The 20,857-nt window shown below is 51.7% G+C and carries 16 protein-coding genes; 12 read left to right on the top strand and 4 right to left on the bottom strand.

All coding sequences use genetic code 11. The features are described 5' to 3' along the window. The coding region (locus QEP11_RS09910; RefSeq protein WP_284336489.1) for a Bug family tripartite tricarboxylate transporter substrate binding protein at nt 1-510 on the top strand (510 nt) is incomplete at its 5' end. A 1,025-nt stretch (nt 511-1,535) separates the two neighbouring features. Here the strand turns inward: QEP11_RS09910 and QEP11_RS09905 are convergent. Next, nucleotides 1,536-2,489, bottom strand: coding sequence for a LysR family transcriptional regulator (locus QEP11_RS09905; RefSeq protein WP_284336488.1), 954 nt, complete (start codon nt 2,487-2,489; stop codon nt 1,536-1,538). 235 nt (nt 2,490-2,724) lie between these two features. Here QEP11_RS09905 and QEP11_RS09900 point away from each other — a divergent pair, with 235 nt between their 5' ends. The 6 genes from QEP11_RS09900 (at nt 2,725) to gloA (ending at nt 11,613) form a co-directional block, all read left to right on the top strand. Further along, nucleotides 2,725-3,723 carry a Bug family tripartite tricarboxylate transporter substrate binding protein gene (locus tag QEP11_RS09900; protein ID WP_284336487.1) on the top strand — a complete coding sequence of 333 codons (999 nt, stop codon included), beginning with the start codon at nt 2,725-2,727 and terminating at the stop codon, nt 3,721-3,723. Next, nucleotides 3,681-4,160 (top strand): PaaI family thioesterase, encoded by a 480-nt coding sequence (locus QEP11_RS09895; RefSeq protein ID WP_349816768.1) that lies wholly within the window; start codon nt 3,681-3,683, stop codon nt 4,158-4,160. Before QEP11_RS09900 ends, QEP11_RS09895 begins: the two co-directional genes overlap by 43 nt. Nucleotides 4,161-4,196: 36 nt before the next feature. Continuing rightward, complete coding sequence (locus QEP11_RS09890; RefSeq protein WP_284336486.1) at nt 4,197-7,523, top strand: acetyl-CoA carboxylase family protein; 3,327 nt, start codon at nt 4,197-4,199, stop codon at nt 7,521-7,523. A gap of 29 nt (nt 7,524-7,552) precedes the next feature. After that, nucleotides 7,553-10,033, top strand: a complete 2,481-nt coding sequence (locus QEP11_RS09885; RefSeq protein ID WP_284336485.1) for a CaiB/BaiF CoA-transferase family protein — start codon at nt 7,553-7,555, stop codon at nt 10,031-10,033. 36 nt (nt 10,034-10,069) lie between these two features. Then, on the top strand, nt 10,070-11,080 hold the full coding sequence (locus QEP11_RS09880) for a Bug family tripartite tricarboxylate transporter substrate binding protein (protein ID WP_284336484.1): 1,011 nt from the start codon (nt 10,070-10,072) through the stop codon (nt 11,078-11,080). Between the two features lie 89 nt (nt 11,081-11,169). Then, a complete protein-coding gene (gene gloA / locus QEP11_RS09875; protein ID WP_284336483.1) occupies nt 11,170-11,613 on the top strand; it encodes a lactoylglutathione lyase in 444 nt (147 codons plus the stop codon). A gap of 148 nt (nt 11,614-11,761) precedes the next feature. On the opposite strand, the gene prpR is transcribed toward gloA, so the two are convergent. Beyond that, nucleotides 11,762-13,687 (bottom strand): propionate catabolism operon regulatory protein PrpR, encoded by a 1,926-nt coding sequence (gene prpR, locus QEP11_RS09870; RefSeq protein WP_284336482.1) that lies wholly within the window; start codon nt 13,685-13,687, stop codon nt 11,762-11,764. A 174-nt stretch (nt 13,688-13,861) separates the two neighbouring features. On the opposite strand from prpR, the gene QEP11_RS09865 reads away from it, so the two are divergent. The 4 genes from QEP11_RS09865 (at nt 13,862) to QEP11_RS09850 (ending at nt 18,366) form a co-directional block, all read left to right on the top strand. Further along, complete coding sequence (locus tag QEP11_RS09865; RefSeq protein WP_284336481.1) at nt 13,862-15,058, top strand: CaiB/BaiF CoA transferase family protein; 1,197 nt, start codon at nt 13,862-13,864, stop codon at nt 15,056-15,058. A 13-nt stretch (nt 15,059-15,071) separates the two neighbouring features. Continuing rightward, nucleotides 15,072-15,989, top strand: coding sequence for a hydroxymethylglutaryl-CoA lyase (locus tag QEP11_RS09860; protein ID WP_284336480.1), 918 nt, complete (start codon nt 15,072-15,074; stop codon nt 15,987-15,989). 134 nt (nt 15,990-16,123) lie between these two features. Then, a complete protein-coding gene (locus QEP11_RS09855) occupies nt 16,124-17,113 on the top strand; it encodes a Bug family tripartite tricarboxylate transporter substrate binding protein (RefSeq protein WP_284336479.1) in 990 nt (329 codons plus the stop codon). Nucleotides 17,114-17,391: 278 nt separating this feature from the next. Next, on the top strand, nt 17,392-18,366 hold the full coding sequence (locus QEP11_RS09850; protein ID WP_284336478.1) for a Bug family tripartite tricarboxylate transporter substrate binding protein: 975 nt from the start codon (nt 17,392-17,394) through the stop codon (nt 18,364-18,366). A gap of 115 nt (nt 18,367-18,481) precedes the next feature. Here the strand turns inward: QEP11_RS09850 and QEP11_RS09845 are convergent, their stop codons facing one another. Continuing rightward, complete coding sequence (locus tag QEP11_RS09845) at nt 18,482-19,015, bottom strand: OmpA family protein (protein ID WP_284336477.1); 534 nt, start codon at nt 19,013-19,015, stop codon at nt 18,482-18,484. A gap of 192 nt (nt 19,016-19,207) precedes the next feature. Between QEP11_RS09845 and pdxH the strand changes: the two genes are divergently transcribed. After that, entirely contained in the window at nt 19,208-19,855 is a 648-nt protein-coding gene (gene pdxH / locus QEP11_RS09840; RefSeq protein WP_284336476.1) for a pyridoxamine 5'-phosphate oxidase, read from the top strand. A gap of 39 nt (nt 19,856-19,894) precedes the next feature. On the opposite strand, the gene QEP11_RS09835 is transcribed toward pdxH, so the two are convergent. After that, nucleotides 19,895-20,842 carry an AEC family transporter gene (locus tag QEP11_RS09835; protein ID WP_284336475.1) on the bottom strand — a complete coding sequence of 316 codons (948 nt, stop codon included), beginning with the start codon at nt 20,840-20,842 and terminating at the stop codon, nt 19,895-19,897. Nucleotides 20,843-20,857: the final 15 nt, after the last annotated feature.

Below are 20,857 nucleotides of genomic sequence, written 5' to 3'. Positions count from 1 at the left end.
TATGGCACGGCTCCGCACTTGATCATGGCCACGCTGGAGCGGATCACTGGCGCTCGGTTCTTGCACGTTCCCTACAAAGGGTTAAGTCCGGCCACACAGGACCTTCTGGGGAATGTCGTGCAGCTTTCGGTGGGTCCTCCAGTCATGATCTCCGAGTACATGGAAAAAAATCAAATGCACCCCTTGGCCATCCTTGGGCCTAAGCGTACCGATTTCTTGCCTCAGGTGCCCACATTCACTGAACAAGGATACGTTGCTCCATTCCTGAAAGACGTTGTCTGGTGGGCAGGTCTTATTGGCCCTAAAGCATTGCCTGCTGACATTGTCAACAGCTGGGGCGCGGTTGTTAAACAAGCCATTGCAACGCCAGAGTTCGCCAAATTTCTTGCTACTGGTGCAGGTGGTCAATACCCCCATTTTGTAGGACCGGAAGCATTTGAACGAGAGCTGGCGATTGAATGGGAGTCAACCACTGCGCTCATGCAAAGCTTGGGAATCGAGCCTCAGTGAGGTCCTCATAGCAACATGCAGCCCTTAGGAATCCGCTTACTGAATCGACCTGAGTTTTCTAGATAGTTCACAACCTCCTATTTCCGTTCAAATAGGAGGCCATATGAACGCACAACGGTACCCATAAGCATTCAGGATTGAAGCTCCTAAACAAATCTGGTACACGGCCACAGTGTGGCCGATGTCTCAGGCCGTTTAGGCCTGAGTACACATAGCCTGTAAAAGTGGATTAAGTTGAGGCAAATTCCTGCTGTGAAGCATGTTGAGCGCGCCACCCAAAGCGAAGAGTTGCGGCGTTTGAAGGCTGACCTGAAACGGGTCACTGAGAAGCGCTAGATCCTTAAAAAGAGCGGCGGCGTACTTCGCTCGTCAATGCGACGTAAGTAGGTCTTTATTGTTAGCACCAGTCGTTTTCAGAGTCACTCGCATCTGTCGGGTACTATGCGAGGAAAGCAAACCCACAAAACCAGCGAGCTATTGATGACCAGCGCTTACTGTGCTTAGTTAAGCAGGTTTGGTTAGAACGTGGTGGTGTGCTACTCGATTCAAGTATGTGGCTTAACAATAGGACCGAGTTGTTCAAACGAACTGGACTGCCTCTATTTGGCGTTGTTGCATCAGGCGAGTTTTTGACGAGATAACGCAAACCCTGGCTATGCTACGCCAGGCGTCTGAAGAGGGCCTAGCTCAGTAAATCGATTCAACATGTATATCGGATATGCAGCTCGCCGACTCGGTGTTCAAAGGCGCAAGCCATCACACGCTTATAAAATCGTTTGATGAAGTTAATTTTGCTCTCCATCAAACTTTGCTGATGATAAAAAATTCAGCACTCACGTGAGAAATTAATATCCTATTTTTTGAATATTTAATACATTAAATTATTTCTGAGACCAAATCACTTAGCAGCAAGCTTCCAAGCGGCCGAATAGACTCTCATAGCGCGTCCTGTAACACCTTCTCCTTTGGTGCACTTCTGGACTCGGCTAAGGTAGTCAGTGCTATAAAGTTAAGAGTATTAGATACTACGAAATATAATTCGATTCATCTTCGTCAAACAACCATTCCACACGCTGCAAGTGAAAGGTCTTTACAAACGGTTTAAGCAAACCAAGTATTTCTTTTCTCAATGGATTAATAAGATATTGGTTGTGTGAAATAAAAGGACTGCATATTTTTATAGTCCTCTGCAGAACTGGTGAAATAATAGGCGCAGCCACCAGTTTCCCTGATTGCAAAGCTGGACGTATTGGCATCAGAGGCAAGATAGTATAACCTACACCACTTTCTACTAGTTGCATAACCACTGAAGTGCTGTCAGACTCAGCTATCACATTCAGATCGACGCCCATTATGGTGCAAGCACGAACAATCACATCTTGAAGACTTTTAGCCTCTGGAATAATCAACGGAAGCTTGGCAACATCTGCCAATACCCAAGGTTTAGAAGGCATTAGTCCAGTACCAGCTAGCCCAACCACATAAAGCGGCTCTCGATATACAGGAGCTGTATGCAAAAGTGCTGAATGAAGATAATCACCCATAAGGCAAATATCTATTTTCCCCCGCTCCAGACCATCTTGTAAAACGTCGGTAAATCCAGTCAGAATTCTAATTTTCAAATCTGGATATTGACGGTGCAGCGAGGAAACCAGTGGGCCTGCTAACGCTGCTGCAAGTCCAGGCAGCATCCCGATAGAAGCGGATCCCATAAGCTTTTCTTTTGCGCTGCCAATATCTGCCTTGGCCTGATAAAGACCTTGTAAAGACACCCGAACTTGGTCAACGAACCGGCGTCCAGGCTCTGTCAGCACCATACCCGATCGATTACGATCAAAAAGTGTAGCACCCAACTCATCTTCGAGCTGTTTGAGCTGTCGGGACAGTGCAGGTTGAACCACATGCAGTAGTTCAGCAGCTCGTGTCAGGCTTCCTGTTTCCGCAATGGCCAATATGGTTCGCAATTGACGAATATCCAAGGTCTCATTCCCCATTTCTGTGAGCTATGCCTTACCGCTATAGCTTCACTAAAAAGATGTGATTTGTCACGCAATGAGTCCACATCTACCATGAAGTCATAACACCTTATCCGATACGTTCTAACTCAGTCATAGAGATGATCTAAGTGGTTTCCATGACATTTATGGACGCTGTGTCATAGCGTAAACCCTCTCAGAGGCAGAACGACGAAAGAACTTGACAGGAGACAAACTCATGCAGCAAAAAAATATTTTCCTCCATAAGGTTACCTCCTTGGTCTCTTTCTTTCTTGGGGTTACTACCTTGTTTCTGGTATCCCCTGCAGCTGCACACGAGTGGCCGAATGGGAAAACCATAACCATCGTCGTACCGTTTGCAGCTGGAGGCTTTACTGACCTTGCTGCACGGCGATTTGCTAACAATTTAGGAACGGCATTAAATTCTTCTGTAATCGTGCAAAACAAAGTGGGGGCTAGCGGGCAGATTGGCACGGCTTTCGTTGCCCGCGAAAAACCTGATGGCTATACCCTATTGGTCACTGCCACGCAGCAAGTAATATATCCTGCACTTCAACCCGACTTACCATACAATCCGAAAAAAGATTTCAGTAATATCGCCATATTGGCATATGCACCAAATGTGCTTCTCGTGCCAACTAAATCTCCTGTATCGAACCTCCAGGAGTTCTCTGCTTATGCCAACAAGGAAAAAGGTGGTCTTGCATTTGGATCAAGCGGTGTAGGCGGATCCGCTCACCTATCTGGTGAGCTATTCAAACTGATCAGCAGTGTCAACCTGCGCCATGTGCCATATAAAAGCGCTTCGCCAGCTGTGGCTGATCTGATTGGATCCCAAATCCCCTCAGCATTTCTTGATGCAAGCTCGACAGCAGCCTTTATCCGCAGTGGCGAACTGAAAGCCATCGCAGTCACATCAAAAGCGCGTCTGCCGACATTACCATCAGTGCCCACTATTGCTGAATCGGGCTATCCTGACTACGAGTCTCAGGCTTGGGTGGGTGTATTTGGTCCGGCGGGTATGCCGGCAGCCATCGTAGACAAGCTCAACAATATTGTGCTCGAGAGCAATGCAGAGCCTGCAACCGCAAAATGGTTTGTCGACAATAACGCCATTCCTGCCACACTTAAATCAGCTCAGGTAACGGAATTTATCCACAGCGAGCTGGATAAATGGAAAAAGGTGATTACCAGTGCAAATATCACTGCGCAATAACACCAAACCTGGGAGACTTGATTTTGATTTACCAACACGGCGTGCTATCACAGCATTTCGGCATTGATGTGCCCTTCATGACCCATCTTGGTCTGGAGTGTATTAGCCTGTCAGAAGACAGCTGCCATACACGCTTGCTTCCCTACCCTGCACTGCTCAACAGTCGAGGGGATATCCATGGTGGTGCACTAATGAGCGCTTTTGACTTTTCGCTCAGTGTTGCCGCACGTTCCCATGACCCGCTTGGTTGCGGCGCCGCAACCATCGATATGAGCACGCACTTTTATGAGCCAGCTAAAGCAACGGTAAACCTAATTGCCCGCTGCTCCCGACGTGGCAAACGCATTGCCTTTTGTGAAGCAGAGGCAAAAGACGCATCAGGCCAGGTGCTTGCCGTAGCCAGGGCAGTTTTTCGTTTGGTCCCGCCAGCACCTTAGCGGTTGCCTGCACCGCAGCTTATCCTGGAACAAGACATGAAATTATTCCAAAAAATATTGGTTGCCAATCGCGGCGAAATTGCCGTTCGCATTATCCGAGCCGCTCGAGACCTAGGCATTGGCTGCGTTGCGATCTACTCAAGTGACGATGCTCAATCCCTGCACCGTGTTCTGGCCGATGAGGCAGTTTCGCTCAACGGCACAGGTCCTGCTGCGTACCTTGATACCGCCGTCATCATTGCTGCCGCCCAAAGCCTGCAATGCGATGCCATCCACCCAGGGTACGGCTTTCTCAGCGAACGCGCCGACTTTGCCAAGGCCTGCCAGGACGCCGGGATTCGCTTTGTCGGCCCTACCGTAGAACAGTTGGCTTTGTTCGGTGACAAAGGCTCAGCCTTGATATTGGCACGCGAATGCGGCGTTCCAGTCATGCCAGCAACCAGAGGCGGCGCTACGCAAGAAGAAGTTGCTGGCTTCTTTGCTGCCCAAGGCGATGCCGGTATCGTCATCAAGGCGGTTGGGGGTGGCGGTGGTAGGGGAATGCGCGTTGTCAAAAGCCAAGCGGAGATTCCTGAGCTCTATGCACGTTGCCGATCCGAGGCCAAATCCGCCTTTGGGCTCGACAGCGTTTATGCCGAGCGTTTGGTCAGCCGAGCTCGTCATATCGAGGTGCAGATTGCTGGTGATGGCCATCATGTGGTTGCTTTGGGTGAGCGCGATTGCACCTTACAAAGACGTTTTCAAAAGGTTGTTGAAATTGCCCCTAGCCCGATTCTGCCAGCGCACATGCGCGAAAGTATTTTGCGTGCAGCCCAACGCATGGCCGAAAAAGTAGCCTACCAAGGTTTGGGCACCTTTGAGTTTCTTGTGGAGGAAAACGAAGATGGCCTTCTACAAAATTTTGTCTTTATCGAAGCCAACCCTCGCCTCCAGGTAGAGCACACCATCACAGAGCAAGTCACTGGCGTGGATTTGGTCACGTTACAGATTCGGCTTGCTAGCGGACACAGTTTGCAGCAAGCTGGTATTGATCCGCAAAATCCACCGAGAGTCAAGGGTTGCGCCATTCAAGTGCGCATTATGGCCGAATCCACTGACGCCAGCGGCTTGGCACGCCCGGCGCATGGTACGTTGGAGCGCTTTGTCCCACCCTCTGGGCCTGACGTTCGCATTGATACTCATGCTTACAGTGGATATGCACCAGCACCAGCCTTCGACACGCTGCTAGCCAAGTTGATCGTTTCCAGCAATGACTCCAAGTTTTCCACGGTTGTACAGCGTTTACGGCGCAGCCTGGCGGAATTCCGTATTGTGGGAGTAGCAAGCAATCTGCACTTACTCCAGGCCTTGGTTCAACGCGAAGACTTTGCCCAACAAAAGAACCATACCCGTTACCTTGAATCGATTCTGGCAGAGCTGATAGAGCAGGCGCAGGTGCTCGCACAGCAACAAGCACAGAAGGCAGCCATCATCGAAGGCGCTACGCCGATCCAAGCCGTAGCGCAGGTTCAGCCTCGGCAGCCTCGCGCATGCCTTGAGGAGAATCGGGTCGGTAGCTATGTCCCGCTAAGCGGCCGTGTAGTCGAGGTTGCTGTGACTGTGGGAGATACCGTGCAAAAAGGCCAGTCCATCGCTGTGATCGATGCTATGAAAATGGAGCACTCCATCGCAGCTGACTGCCACGGCCAAGTGGTAGAAGTTCGCGCTGTTGAAGGCGCGTACGTCACAGAGGGCGACATTTTAGTGGTGATTGAGCCTGGAGACGGCCTGGCAGCTACTCAGTCACAGGCGGTGGCCATTGACCTCGATTTTGTACGTCCTGATCTACAGGCTGTACTTGACCGACATGCATTTCTGTATGACGACGCCAGGCCCGAAGCTGTAGCCAAGCGCCGCTCACGAGGCCAGCGCACCGCCAGAGAGAACCTTGCAGACCTGTGTGACGAGAACTCTTTTGTCGAATTTGGTGCGCTTGTCATTGCAGCGCAAGCAAGCCGGCGCAGCAAAGAAGACCTAATCGCCAATACTCCTGCCGACGGCATCATCACCGGTCTGGGCAACATCAATGGCACAGAGTTTGGTTACGAGCGATCGCTCAGCGCTGTCATGGCGTATGACGCCACGGTTCTCGCCGGCACACAGGGCAAACGCAATCACATCAAAACTGACCGGCTAGTCGAGCGCGCCAAAAACGATGAACTACCCTTCATCATGTTTGCGGAGGGTGGTGGCGGTCGGCCTGGCGATGTGGATTTCCCTTTTATCTCCGGCCTCTATCAACCTTCGTTTGCAGCTTTGGCGGAACTCAGTGGCGAAGTGCCACTGCTAGGCATTGTCTCGGGGCGCTGCTTTGCTGGGAACGCGGCTTTTCTGGGTGTTTGCGACGTAATCATTGCCGACAAGAGTGCCAATATCGGCATGGCTGGTCCGGCAATGATCGAAGGAGGTGGCCTTGGAATTTACCAGCCTGAAGAAGTCGGGCCTGCATCAGTGCAATACAGCAATGGTGTGATTGACATATTGGTTGAGAATGAAGCCGAAGCCGTACTGACTGCCAAACACTATCTATCGATGTTTCAAGGCACTGTGCGCGAATGGGTGGCCCCTAACCCTCTGGCGCTTCGTCATATCGTGCCTGAAAACCGCCTTCGTGTTTACGACAGCCGCCAGGTGATCGAAGGTATTGCTGATACGGGTAGTGTGCTCATGCTCCGTGCAGGCTTTGGCAACGGCATCCATACTGCGCTGGCCCGGGTTGAAGGCCAACCCGTTGGCATCATCGCCAACAACCCTCTGCATCTGGGTGGAGCCATCGACGCAACTGCTGCAGACAAGGCTGCCCGATTCATGAAGCTGTGTGATATCCACGGCTTGCCTATCATCTCGCTGATCGACACGCCTGGATTCATGGTCGGCCCCGAGGAAGAAGCCAAGGCTCAAGTACGCCATGTCTCGCGCATGTTTCTTACGGCAGCCAAGCTGCGCGTGGCCATCCTTGCCATAGCTCTGCGCAAAGGCTACGGCCTGGGCGCAATGGCCATGGCCGGTGGAAGCTTCCGTTCTGCAAGTTGTACTGTTTCTTGGCCAACGGGAGAGTTTGGACCCATGGGTCTGGAAGGCTCCATCCAACTCGGTTTCAAGAAAGAGCTTGCTAGTGTCCCTGAAGGGCCAGAAAGACAGGCCCTGTATGACCAGTTGGTAGCCCGAGCCTACGAACGTGGTCACGCTATCAATGTTGCGTCAACCGCGGAAATTGATGCAGTCATTGACCCTGCTGAAACACGCACTTGGATTCGGCAGGGTATCGCCTCCGCTCGCCGGCGTGGCAGCCGGCCCCGTCGCTCCTTTGTGGATGCTTGGTAAACCCATGGACGATTGCAGGAAACACGGTCATGCCCCAGCCATCAACCTCACATCCAACCTCGCCACTAGCTTTAGCAGGTGTGCGCGTACTAGAAATCGGCAGTGGCTCCGCACTCGCCTATGCTGGCAAACTGTTTGCCGACTTTGGCGCCGAAGTCATTAAATTGGAAGACAGCGAAGGTGATCCTCTTCGCACATATCCACCGTTGATCAATACGGATGGCCCTGAGCTCCAAAGCGCCCTGTTTGCTTGGCTTAACACCAACAAACGCAGCGTCAGTCTGCACAGCCAGAACGCACAAGAACTCGAATGGCTCTCGCGCCTGGCACAGAGTTGCGATGTGGTGCTTGATGCACGCGCCTTGCGCGAAGGGCCTGCAGCGCTCCAACAATCTGTTAGCGCAAGCACAGTACCGGGTACTGCTCCGATAGAAATCTGCCTGACATGGTTTGGCGAAAGCGGCCCCTATGCCAACTTTGTGGGCTCTGAAGCCGTTTGCAGAGCCTTGGCCGGGGCAGTTTACGGCAGCGGTGCCGCCGAAGGCCCTCCGCATTTGCCGCATGACATTCAAACAGGCATAGTGGCCGGCTTAGCGGCTTTCTCTTCGGCCATAGCTGCGCTGATCGGGCAGGGAGATGGCAGTCGCCGTTACACACTAAGTATTCACGAAATTGTCTTCTCCATCGTCGAAATGGAAGCAGGCATGGTACAGGACGGCCGCCATCCTTTGGCACGCTTGGGTATCAACCGTTTTTGCACCACCCATCCAGGCGGCATCTACGAAACTCAATCTGGTTGGATCGGCATTTTTGCACACACCCTGCCACAATGGGTCGCCTTGTGCAATGCCATTGGCGTGCCTGAGCATGCTGCCGACCCACGATTTGCCAGCGGCCCTACACGCATCCAGTATGCTGATGAAATAGACCATTTTTTGCGCCCTGCGTTGCTGAAAAAAACAGCAAAAGAGTGGTTTACGCTTCTTGGTCAAGTCAAATTTCCCGCCGTACTGGTCCCCAGTATGGAAGAGTTGCTTAAGCAGCAAGTGCACCGCGAACGCGATGCATTTGTGCAAGTCCAAGCGGGATCGATCAAGTTTGAAGGTGTAACGGCCCCCTTTCCTCTGGGAGATGCTGGTCCGCTAAAGGGCGGCATTACTCCTGTCCAAGGTGCAGACAACGCTTACTATCGTACAGATGTAGCGTTGCAGCCTAGCCGTGCTCTGCCAGTCGCTGCACAAAATCAAGCCCCGTTACGTGCTATCCGCGTCATAGATCTCACCATGGGCTGGGCTGGCCCATTGGCCACGCGTACGCTGGCAGATTTTGGTGCCGAAGTCATCAAGGTCGAAGGTACACAGTACCCGGACTGGTGGCGCGGTACCCACTACACCGAAGAGTTCTACCGGGAGCGCCAGTATGAGAAGAACTCGAATTTTGCTTGGCTCAATCGCAACAAGCTAGGCATCACGCTAGACCTGACCCAGGCCGAAGGTCGCAACCTCTTGCTGGAACTGATCAAAACTGCCGATATCGTCATCGAAAATTACTCCAGCGAGGTGCTGCCTAAATTGGGCTTGGATTACGACACCCTAGCCGCCGTCAACAGCCGCTTGATCATGCTCTCCATGCCCGCCTTTGGCGCTGGTAATGCCTGGAGCCAAATCCGTGCCTACGGTGGCACGCTGGAGCAAGCCAGCGGCCTGCCGCATTACACTGGTTTTGCACAAAACCCGCCATCGCTAACCTCGTACGCCTATGGTGACCCTGTCGGCGGCTGGAACGGCGGCGCTGCTGCCTTGCTTGCTTTGCTGGTGCAAGCCCGCACGGGCCAAGGCCGGCATATCAATCTTTCACAGGTCGAGGCAATGCTGCCAATGACAGCGCCCTTTCTCATCGAGCAATCACTGACGGGCCAAGTATCCCCTAGACAAGGCAACCACCACAGCGTGCACGCTCCACACAATATCTACCGCTGCGCTGGCAATGACGAATGGATAGTCATCAGCATAGCAACAGATAAGCAGTGGCAGTCACTGCTGAGATTGCTTCCGGCAAGGACACTTACTCGTGACGCATTTTTAATGGATTCCGCTTCCCGATGCCAACACCGCGTTGCAATTGATGATGCCATCCAAAGCTGGACTGCTTGTAACAACGCTGAAGAGTTGATGCAACTATTGCAGTCCAACCACATTAGCGCAGGAGTTGTACGCCCGATTTGGTCTGTCTTGCATGACAAGCACCTGTTGGATACGGCCTTCTTTCAACCAGTACAACGCAGCTACCTAGGCTGCTATTACACCAGCGTGCCTTGGTTTCGCTTGCAAGGCCAAGCCCCCGCTGTACGTTGCCCCCCACCAACGCTGGGACAACATAGTAAAGATGTATTCAGATCCATTCTAGGCATGTCACAAGAACAAATTTCCGCTTTGTTCAGCTGCGGAATTACCGGCACAGAGGCAACCAGAAAGTCAGCCAAGGTCACCACCGACGATGCCAAGGCTTAAAGCCCTCTCTCTCAACCTATAAAAAGGAGACAAGACATGACCAGCGCTCTCACCTCCCGTCGCGATTTTCTGCAAGCTTGTGCCAGCGCGGCCGCCCTCACGGTCCTCACATCTGCACCTGGATTTGCTCACGCCCAAGATAGAAAATGGCCCACTAAGCTGATTCGCATTGTGGTGCCCTTCCCTGCAGGCTCCATCACCGATAACGCAGCACGCATGCTGGCTGATGGACTGAGCAAGTCGTTAGGGCAATCTGTCATTGTCGAAAACAAGGCCGGTGCTAACGGCTCAATCGGTGTGGCCGAGGTAGCTCGCGCAACTCCCGATGGCTACACGCTTTTGGTCACCAATAGCAGCAGCATCACTGTAAACCCACTGGTCTACAAAAACTCACCCTATCAAGCCAAGGATCTGGCGCCTATTTCAGTGCTGCTCGATGCACCTTTTATTCTTAATGTCAATCCGACCTGGGCGCATGAAAACGACATAAACACAGTCATGGATCTGGTGGATTACGCAAAGAAAAAACCAGGGGAACTCAATTATGGCTCGGCAGGGATAGGCAATATAGCGCATCTTTCTTTCGTCATGCTGAGCAACAATACCCATGTCAAAACCAACCATGTGCCTTACAAAGCAGGCTCCCAAGCCAGCATGGCTGTTATGGCTGGCGAAATCAATGCAATGTTTGACACCCTGACAAGCATTCCTCAAATTCGTGCAAACAAACTTAAGGCTCTTGCAGTAACCACATCACAGCGTATAGCTCAACTCCCAGATATACCTACGATGGAAGAAGCAGGTTTTGCAGAAATCAATCCATCCTTCTGGCTTGGGCTGCTTGCTCCCGCTGGCACACCATCGGCAATAGTTGATCGACTGCATGCCGATGCTATGCTCGCCATGTCCATACCTTCAGTACATGCTGCCTTAAGCGCTCAAGGTTCTGTTGTTATGCAATCTCCCAAGCAGTTTGCAGCTCGGATAACTACGGAAACTGCAGCCTATGCCGATGTTGTGAAGAAGGAGAAGATAGCGCTGGAATGAGTATTCGTACTTGCATGACAACTTTGAAATTCAAGTAGCCGGGCTTGAATAAGCAGCTTGCCAACAAGCTCTATTGCACAATACGCACTATGAGAATCCTCCACACTATGCTGCGCGTTGGCAATCTCCAGCGCTCGATTGATTTCTACACCAAGGTGTTGGGCATGCAACTGATCCGCACCTCTGAGAACCCAGAGTACAAGTATTCGCTTGCATTCCTGGGTTATGAAGGTGGAAACCCTGGCCAGGCCGAGATTGAGCTGACCTATAACTGGGGTACTGAAAGCTATGAGATGGGCACTGCCTACGGTCACATCGCTTTGGGTGTACCTGATGCCTACGCCGCATGCGAAAAAATTCGTGCTGCTGGTGGCCTCATCACGCGAGAAGCGGGCCCCGTCAAAGGTGGGACCACCGTGATTGCATTCGTGACGGATCCTGACGGATACAAGATTGAACTCATACAAATGAATACACGAACCCACGGCGATGGGCAAGATTCGGTCAATATCGATCCTCTTCGTGCCAGCTGAATCAGCCATTGAACCTTGTTGCCCCTAGGCAAGGCTGGTAATTAGCATCTTCATGGCGTTGTCACGTACAACGCCATGAAGATGCTGTGTGTAACATATGAAAATGCTTTGGGATGTAGGTGTTATGCAATGCTCATCCCCTCAGCAGTCAGTCGGGTAGGTCACTGCTGGCTTTTCGTTCTCGCTCCCAACGCCACAATGTGGAGCGGCTGACACCCAAAATCTTTGCCGCCTGCTCTTTCTTGCCTTGAGCAAGTTCCATCGCTGCATGCACTCTGTCAAGTGTCAGTGCCTCCTCTTGTGCACTGCAAGCCAAATACGGCACCGAGTCAAACAGTTCAGGGCACTCGTTCGCAAGTTCCTTGTATGCAGCTTCGCCCTGGCTGTGGTTATCAGCGAAAAAAACTGCCAATCGTTGGCAAATATTGTGCAATTCACGCACATTGCCCGGCCATTCATAGCTGTTTAACCTGGGCAATATGGGAGCCAGCAATTCACTGGGGGAAAGCTGGCAATTGAGAGCCATCAACTCTTTCTGTAGAAAGCGCTCTGCAAGCAAACTGACATCTCCTCCTCGGTCACGCAAAGGCGGCAGTGTCAATCGCAATGTATTGATTCGATAGTACAGGTCCTCTCTAAATTGCTGCTGCTCAAGCAACTCCTGCAGCCGCTGGTGTGTAGCTGCAATGACACGTATATCGACGGGGATGGCGCTACTTGAGCCAAGGCGCATAACTTCGCGTTCTTGCAAAACGCGCAGTAGGCGACTTTGCAGCACCAATGGCATGTCGCCAATCTCATCCAGAAATAGCGTTCCTCCGTGCGCAGCCTCAATTAGTCCGCGTTTGCCGCCACGTTTTGCACCGGTAAAAGCCCCCTCCTCATAGCCAAAAAGTTCGCTCTCCAGCAGTGATTCAGGAAAAGCAGCGCAGTTGACCGCAACAAATGGGTGTTCAGCACGTGCACTGTTGTTGTGGATGGCCTGGGCAAACAGCTCTTTGCCTGTCCCCGTTTCGCCGGAAATCATTACCGTCAGATCTGTTTTGGCAAAGCGCTGCGCGCGGGTTATGACTTCTTCAAATAGCGCGGATGAACCAATCAAGCTGTCAAAACTATGGCGCGCAGTCGTCTGACGCTTGCGCTGCTGAATACGTAAACTGGTTTCTGCCGCTTCAATGTTTTTCGCGTCGTACAAAGTCATTGCCGCACCAACGACATGGCCATGCTCTCGGATGGGAGAGCTATGCATAAGCCAGTCGCGTTGTGCGAAATGTTTGGCAACCGATCTTTGCTCCTGACCGTTATGCAAGATTGCTTGCAGGGATAACTCAGGCTCGATCTCGTCCAGCAGTTGCCCCATGAGCATGTCTATTGGTTGACCCAGCAACTTTTGCATGGGCTGATTCACCGCAATGATGCGGTGCTCCAGATTGACGGCCAATACGGCTTCTTGCAAGTTGTGAAGCACTGCATTCAATTGCTCATAGCGGCTGTTTTCCAGCCAGCTAACTCGGGCCATTTCAATGGCCTCTTCCAGGCTCTTGCGAATCGATGATTGAGAATAGGCAAGCAGTCCCGTCAGACCACACTCTTGCGCCAGTTCGACAACCAAGCTTGAGCCCACGATGACCTCAAAGCCATTACGTCGTAGCCGTTCGAAACACTCACGCGCATCGTGTGGCGTACTGTAGGCATATTGTTTGATTTCAATATTCAGCAGCGACTTGACGGAATCAAGCTCCGGGATAACGTTGCCGTACATGACGATGCCCACACGGTTGTTGATCAAGCGTGCTTTAAGCAGGGCTTGCAGCAAATCAAAGCCCGTCAACTCAATCATCGCAACCGGCGCCTGCAGCACTGTGCGCAAAATCACTGCGTTGGAGCCTGCGCTGACAAATGCATCCACAAGTCCTTGTGCCATGCGGTCACGTGCAACCCGCAGCGTGTTATCGAATGCAGCATCTACCACTTCGATATCAGCGCGATCTGCAAACTCTGCCAGAACTGGCAAAGCAAACTCCCGGATGTGGCGATAGCTCACAAAACAAAGCCGCGGCTTTCTGGAAATCAATCTACGAGTGTTTATATGATTTGACACGTTTCAAGTGTCCACTATTTTGTCTCATGAAACAAATCCATAAATAGAATAAAAAATTATTCCAATTAAATCAACAGGTTAAGTGTCAATTAAAACTGGCACAGCGCTTGCAATGAAGTGTTCACTGATTCATTGGAGCAAAAGAAAGTGGCACTGGAACACATTACTGTCCTTGATCTCACCCATATGCTGTCTGGCCCTTACGGCACCATGTTGCTGGCTGACCTTGGAGCGCGCACCATCAAGATTGAGCCTCCGGTCACAGGCGAAGGTACCCGCAGGCTTCTGGAAAACGATCCAGACTATTCTCGCGATGGAATGGGCGCGTACTTTCTCACACTCAATCGCAACAAGCAAAGTGTTTGCGTAGACCTCAAGAGCGAAGCTGGCAAAGCAGTGTTCATGGACCTGGTTCGCCATGCCGACGTTGTGTTCGACAACTTCAGCGTCGGAGTGCCTGCCCGTCTTGGCATTGACCACGCCAACCTCGCCAAAATTAACCCACGCATCATCACCTGCTCAGTAACGGGTTTTGGAGAAACGGGCCCGCAAACACAGCGTCCGGCTTTTGACCAAGTGGTGCAAGCCATGGGGGGCGGGATGTCGATCACAGGAACACCGGAGAGTGGCCCCACACGAAGCGGCATTCCGATTGGAGATCTTGGTGGCGGTATTTTTGGCGCAATGGGCGTGCTGGCGGCCATTGCAGAGCGTGAGCGTACGGGCCTGGGACAGCACGTGGATGTGTCCATGCTGGATGGACAGATTTCATTGCTCAATTACATGGCCACTATGTATTTGCTCTCAGGACATATTCCACAAGGAATTGGCAATGGACACTTTGTTCATGTTCCCTATAACAGCTATCCGACAGCCGATGGCTATGTGATTGTTGCCTGCATTGGTGACCCATTCTTTGAACGATTTGCCGAGTTCATTAACTTACCGGAACTCAACAACCCTGAATACAAAAAGCAGCCCGTGCGCTTTGCTGACAAAGACAAAATCGACGCGCTGATCGCAAAGAAATTCCGTGAGCAAACGACAAGCTATTGGCTGGAGCAGCTGCGCGCAGCACGAATCCCCTGTGGCCCCGTGAACAATTTCGAGCAGGCTCTGAACGATCCTCAGATACAAGCTCGCGACATGGTGGTTCCTGTGAAACTCCACACTGGTGAAACGGTTCGCATGCCAGGCAACCCCATGAAATTGTCTGGCGCACGATCGCAGCGCTATACCAGCCCTCCTCCATTGGGAGCAGATACCGAAAGCGTGATGACCACACTGCTGGGCTATTCAGCGGAAAAACTTGCCGCTCTTCAAGAAATTGGCGCTATTGCCTGATGCAGGTGTAGATATGGAACAGATTTACATCACGGACGTAGCCCCGCGCGATGGCTTGCAAAACCAGCAAATCGCTGTTTCAACCCAAGCCAAGTTGAGGCTGATTGAACTATTGTCTGCAGCAGGCCTGCAAAGCGTTGAAGTCTCCAGCTTTGTTTCTCCCAAGGCTGTACCCCAGATGGCAGATGCCAGCGAGCTGCTCTCACAGGTTCAGCAAGCTTTGCCGAAATTGCGTACCTCGGTTTTGGTTCCCAACCTCAAAGGCTTGGAGCGCGCCAACGCTGCCGGAGCCAAAGAGGTTGCTGTCGTGCTTTCGGCTACAGAAACCATGAACCGCAAAAACATCAATATGGGCCTGGAGCAAGCGACACAGGTCAGCGAGCAGACATTGCAAGAAGCACTCCAGCTGGGTCTACGCACACGTGCTTACGTAGCGGTAGCGTTTGACTGCCCGTTTGAAGGAGCCACACCTTTGGCAGCAGTCCAAGCAGCATGTGAGCGCATGCTGTGCGCTGGTGCGCAAGAAATCGTTATTGCAGACACCATAGGCTCTGCCGCGCCAGGCCAAGTCAAGGAGCGTCTGAAAGCACTGCTCCCACTGATCCCCGTGGGTCAACTTGCGGTGCACTTTCACGACACCAGAGGCATGGGTGTTGCCAATGCCTGGGCAGCACTTGAGGTTGGAATACGCCGTTTCGATGCCAGCGTTGGCGGCATTGGAGGCTGCCCGTTTGCACCAGGTGCAGCAGGCAACCTAGCCACCGAAGATCTGGTGTTGATGGCTGAACAAAGTGGTTTTTCAACAGGAATTGAGCTTGCACACCTGCTTGAGGCGATTGACTTTGCCCAAGAGCAGCTTGAGCGCCCGCTGGGTGGCCGCTCCAGCACCTGGCTACGGCGCCAGCATGAAAAACAGGCGCTGGTCAATTAGCCCAAGCACACGAATGACAGCTATTGCGCTCAAGGCATGCACTTGAGCGTTTCACGGGCATGCAACACGCAAGCACCAACGATAGGTGCCGTTGCATGCTCATTTTTGCGCCGACGAGAAACAAGGAGACAGACATGCAAAAACGTAGAGTGATACTTGCTATTGCTACAGCAGTAGCGCTGGGTCAAGCCAGCGTGTTCAGTCTGGCACATGCACAGAAAGCGACATTTCCCTCTAAACCTATTCGAATGATTGTGCCCTTTGCGCCTGGTGGTGTTTCAGACACCAGCGCGCGCATCGTTGCAGAAAAAATGTCCCAACACCTGGGGCAAAGTGTGGTGGTCGAAAACAAGCCAGGCGCCTCGGGCAATATTGGTGCGCAACAAGTTGCCCAGTCTGAACCCGACGGCTATACGATTTTGCTGGGCTTTGATGGAACGCTCGTCATCAATCCGCATCTGCAGAAAGTGCCATTTGATCCTGTCAAAAGCTTTGCCCCCATTGGCAAGATTGGAGATGCATCTCTCATCATCGTGGTCAACCCCAAAATACCTGTGAAAAATTTCACCGAGCTTTTGGCCTACGCACGAACTCAGCCAGGTGGTCTGTCATATGGAAGTGCTGGCACTGGAAGCACTCCACATCTAGCAGGTGAATCACTCAAGCAACGTACCGGCATTCCTCTGACACACATCCCCTACAAAGGTGGAGGACAAGCCATGAGCGATGTGGTCGGCGGTAGCTTACCCATGCTGTTCACAGCCGTGGCAGGCGCTTATGGATTTGTGAAAAACAAGCAAGTCCAGGCAGTCGGTGTTTCTGGTGCAGCACGTGTTACCTCTTTGCCAGAGGTTCCTACATTGACCGAATCTGGTGTGGATGATTTTGTTTTCGATTCATGGACCGGACTATTGGCGCCTGCAGGAACCCCTCGGCCGATCATTGACACGCTCAATCATGCATTGAACGCATCATTAACCGCGGCGGACACGAAGGCTCGTTTAGCTGATCTCGGCATTGCCGCAACACCCGGATCTCCGGAGGATTACGCCCATCAAATCCGCAATGATTTGCAGAAAAACAAGAGCATTGTTGAGGCTGCCAAGATCGCGGCACAACCATAGAAGCTTTTAGAAAAGCAGGCATTCGTACTGACTGGCAATGAAATACGTCTTGCCTGCATAGCTAAAAACATCCCTCAAAAGGCCTCTTCCGCTTATACGGATATGTTACTTTGGCGGAAACACTGGCGGAGATTGGATATGAATTTCTCGAATATCCTAAATTTGACATATTTCCAATGTTTTCTGAAGCCAAAGCGATTACTCTTGTACAAAGATTATTTATTGGTTGATCGATGGTAAAAAGTTTCAAATAAAGCAAATACAAGGAGACCCTACTCATGCATTCAAGTAGCTTTACACGTAGAAAACTCATTAGATTCGCTGCGATGCTGGCAATACTATCCTGCGCGGCACAAGCACAAACTGTCATTTTCCCTACAAAACCTGTCACCCTGGTAGTTCCTTATTCTGCAGGTGGTGGCACAGATATTGTGGGGCGCATGTTTGCACAAAAACTCAGTGAGCTTTGGGGCCAGTCGGTAGTGGTAGAAAACCGAACTGGAGCAAATGGTGTCATCGGTTCCAGCCACGTCGCCAAATCACAAGCTGATGGATATACCCTCATGTTGGTAGTCGGATCACATGCAATCAATCCTGTGTTGATGAAAAGACTGCCTTACGACACCAAAACTGCATTCACGCCCATCACCTTGCTTGCAAGTTCTCCGACAGTCGTCGTTAGCAGTGCAAAAGGAGCGTATCAGCACCTTGATGACGTAGTGACCGCCGCCAAGAAAAATGAACTGAGCTATGGATACTCGGAAGGACAAACGCGTTTGAGCGGAGAGCTGCTCAGACAGTCTGCGAACCTGAAAATGACAGGGGTTCCTTACAAGGGCGGAGCGCCTATTATGGTGGATGTTATCGGAGGACATTTACCCTTAGGCGTGACCAGCGTGCTCACAGCATTGCCTCATGTGACAGCAGGAAATCTCAGGGTGGTGGCCGTTATGGCAGATCAACGTCTTCCTATCTTCCCTGATGCAGTCACCCCAGCAGAAGTTGGCATACATGGAGTCGAATCACACAGCTGGTATGGAATGTTTGGTCCTAAAGGCATACCTAATGAAATTGTTCAGAAGATTCACAATGACCTTAAAAAGGTTGCATCCGATCCTTCCATCGTAAAACAAATGGATGCGCAAGGCGCTCGGATCATAATGAGCTCTCAAAAAGAATTCGCTGAGTTCATCGAGAATGAAACTTCAAAATGGTCTGAGGTCGCCAGGAAAGGTGGTATCAAAGCGGAATAAATCAAAAATACTCATGCAGGAGAGCAGCAATTAAATAGCTGAGCAATGCTTTACCCCCCCTTGCTGAAATAAAAAACCTGAGTATAAAAGCTCAGGTTCTATTTTAGATGTCTATTCAATAAAGCAAGCTGACTTCTACACGACGAGCCTGTATGGAGCTTCCGATGGCGGATGTCGGAATCGGTGCTTCAAGTTGGATCGAGCTTGCTGGGGCGCCCAAAGCCAATAGACGCTGGTGCACAGCTGCTGCACGATTTCGAGAAAGGCTGGCGTACTTCTGTGAGCTATCACTTTTTCGATGGAAGCCCACTATCTTTAAGCGTTGTCCAGCCTGCGCAGCATTGACCATTTTCAATAAAGCATCATCGGCATCCCGTGCAAGTGCAGTATCGGTGTCGACAAAAAAGAATTGTATAGCCCCCTCTTCAATACGGTGCGTAGGTCTCTCGTTGATGACAATCGCAGAAGGTGCCAGAGTGGGCATCTCAAAGGGGGGCTGAATATCTTCCATCGCAACGTCGACAGCAGATTCAACGGATTGTTTGTCCAGCGGCTCCGCATCGACAGAATAAGAGACAAAAAGAGCCATCATGGCAGAGGCAAATGCGAGCCCAAGCATTGGAGTCTGTGTATCACTTTGCCTTGACATGGCTTACTCCCTTTTGTCCTATCTTCACTTATTCGTTTCAGCACTCTGAATTACTGAAAAAAGCTCTGTCGAATACCTTGCCTAGAGTTCGTAAGATCTTTGATGAATTTGAAATTTTCTGTACTGCACCAGATCAAAAAATCTGCCTGAAACACCATTGGTGCAGTGCCCGCGCGGGTGCACAATCCAGCAATGAGCCACATTTCTGAACATATTGCGAATTTGCGCAAAAGCTATGAGCGTGCCGAGTTGAATGAGGATGCGTCTGAACGCAACCCATTGGAGCAATTCGATCAATGGTTGCAAGAAGCCATGAATGCCGAGGTCAATGAGCCCAACGCCATGACGGTTGCCACCGTGGGTAGCAATTTGCGGCCCAGCACGCGTGTGGTGCTTATCAAGGGGTACGACGAACGTGGCATCGTCTGGTTCACGAATTACGAAAGTCGCAAAGGCAAGGAGCTGGCAGGTAATCCGTTTGCAGCGCTTCAGTTCCACTGGGTGGAGTTAGAGCGCGTGGTGCGCATAGAAGGGTGTGTTGAGCGCGTCAGTGCAGAGGAAAGCGATACCTACTTCCACAGCCGCCCACTAGATTCACGGATTGGAGCCTGGGCCAGTCCACAAAGTCAGGTGATCAGTGGGCGCAGTGTGCTGCTTGCCAATGCTGCCAAATATGGCGCACAGTTTTTGCTAAATCCACCCCGCCCAGAGCATTGGGGCGGTTTCCGTTTGATACCTGATCGGTGGGAGTTCTGGCAAGGGCGCAAAAGCCGTTTGCATGACCGTCTGCGTTACGAGCAGCACAACGGCGCCTGGATTCGAGAGCGCTTGGCCCCCTAAACCCTCAATGCATGCTGCGTTTTTCAGAGCAATGCAGCTTTATGTGTAGAGCTTCTGCAGGACCAGCAGAACAATAGGCAAGGTGAACAAGCAAATACCTGTGGAAATGGCAATGCTGGCAGTCACCTCCTCTTGTGCCACACCGTAGCGCTGGGTAAACATATAAACATTGGCTCCAACGGGCAGCGAGGCCGCCACAGCCATGACGACCATTGGCAGCCCGCGAAGACCGCACAACCAGGCCACTGTCATGAACAGAATCGGGTGGACCAGAGTTTTGACCAAAGCAATCCGTATTGCTGGCCGAATCAAGCTGCCCAGCTTGCTGTAAGCCAGGGTTACACCTACCAGCAACAAAGCAATTGGCCCCAATGCCTGACCCAACAATTGCATGGGCTTATCCACCACCGCAGGGATGTCCCATCCGGTTTGCGCATAAAGCAAGCCGGCAATGATGGGCAGTGGCACAGGGTGAATGACGCTGTTCCTGATTGCTTGTGCCAATGTTCTTCCCAATGCCTGCGGTCTGCCTTTGGCACTGGATTGGCGCGCTTGCGCCAGCTCAAACACCAGAGTGCCTGAACCTAGCAGTACCAATGCATGCACGGAAATGAGCGTCAGCAAGGTGACCAGGCCTTCTTGGCCGAAAGCCAGGCTCACCAGGGGAATGCCAATCATGATGCAGTTGCTGAAGGTATGCGCCAAAACGCGTGCCGCAGCCAGGGTCGTAAAGCCGTAGTACAGCATGGTGCCCGCAAACACGATGCCTACCGCCACAAAGTAAACAACAATGGGGCGGAAATCCAGGTCACCAAACTTGACGCTGGACATGGTTCGAAATAGCAGCGCTGGTGTCAGCACATAGAAAACTAGGTTGGACAGATCCTTGACAGCACCTGGGCGTATCCAGTTCACTTTTGCTGCGAGCAGGCCCATCACAATCAGGATAACTACTGGCAACAAAGCCGAAAGTGCTGGCGAATCCACGTGTATGTACCCATC

It is taken from the genome of Comamonas halotolerans (genome assembly GCF_030162935.1).
In the GTDB taxonomy this organism is placed as follows: Bacteria; Pseudomonadota; Gammaproteobacteria; order Burkholderiales; family Burkholderiaceae_C; genus Comamonas; species Comamonas halotolerans.
This window is presented reverse-complemented; position numbering and strand designations above follow the sequence as displayed.

Bases quoted from the DNA above. Each gene is read 5' to 3' on its own strand.
- pdxH (WP_284336476.1), top strand. From the start codon at position 19,208: ATGAGCCACATTTCTGAACATATTGCGAATTTGCGCAAAAGCTATGAG.
- QEP11_RS09900 (WP_284336487.1), top strand. From the start codon at position 2,725: ATGCAGCAAAAAAATATTTTCCTCCATAAGGTTACCTCCTTGGTCTCT.
- QEP11_RS09890 (WP_284336486.1), top strand. From the start codon at position 4,197: ATGAAATTATTCCAAAAAATATTGGTTGCCAATCGCGGCGAAATTGCC.
- gloA (WP_284336483.1), top strand. From the start codon at position 11,170: ATGAGAATCCTCCACACTATGCTGCGCGTTGGCAATCTCCAGCGCTCG.
- QEP11_RS09885 (WP_284336485.1), top strand. From the start codon at position 7,553: ATGCCCCAGCCATCAACCTCACATCCAACCTCGCCACTAGCTTTAGCA.
- QEP11_RS09880 (WP_284336484.1), top strand. From the start codon at position 10,070: ATGACCAGCGCTCTCACCTCCCGTCGCGATTTTCTGCAAGCTTGTGCC.
- QEP11_RS09855 (WP_284336479.1), top strand. From the start codon at position 16,124: ATGCAAAAACGTAGAGTGATACTTGCTATTGCTACAGCAGTAGCGCTG.
- QEP11_RS09850 (WP_284336478.1), top strand. From the start codon at position 17,392: ATGCATTCAAGTAGCTTTACACGTAGAAAACTCATTAGATTCGCTGCG.
- QEP11_RS09895 (WP_349816768.1), top strand. From the start codon at position 3,681: ATGGAAAAAGGTGATTACCAGTGCAAATATCACTGCGCAATAACACCA.
- QEP11_RS09860 (WP_284336480.1), top strand. From the start codon at position 15,072: ATGGAACAGATTTACATCACGGACGTAGCCCCGCGCGATGGCTTGCAA.
- QEP11_RS09845 (WP_284336477.1), bottom strand. From the start codon at position 19,015: ATGTCAAGGCAAAGTGATACACAGACTCCAATGCTTGGGCTCGCATTT.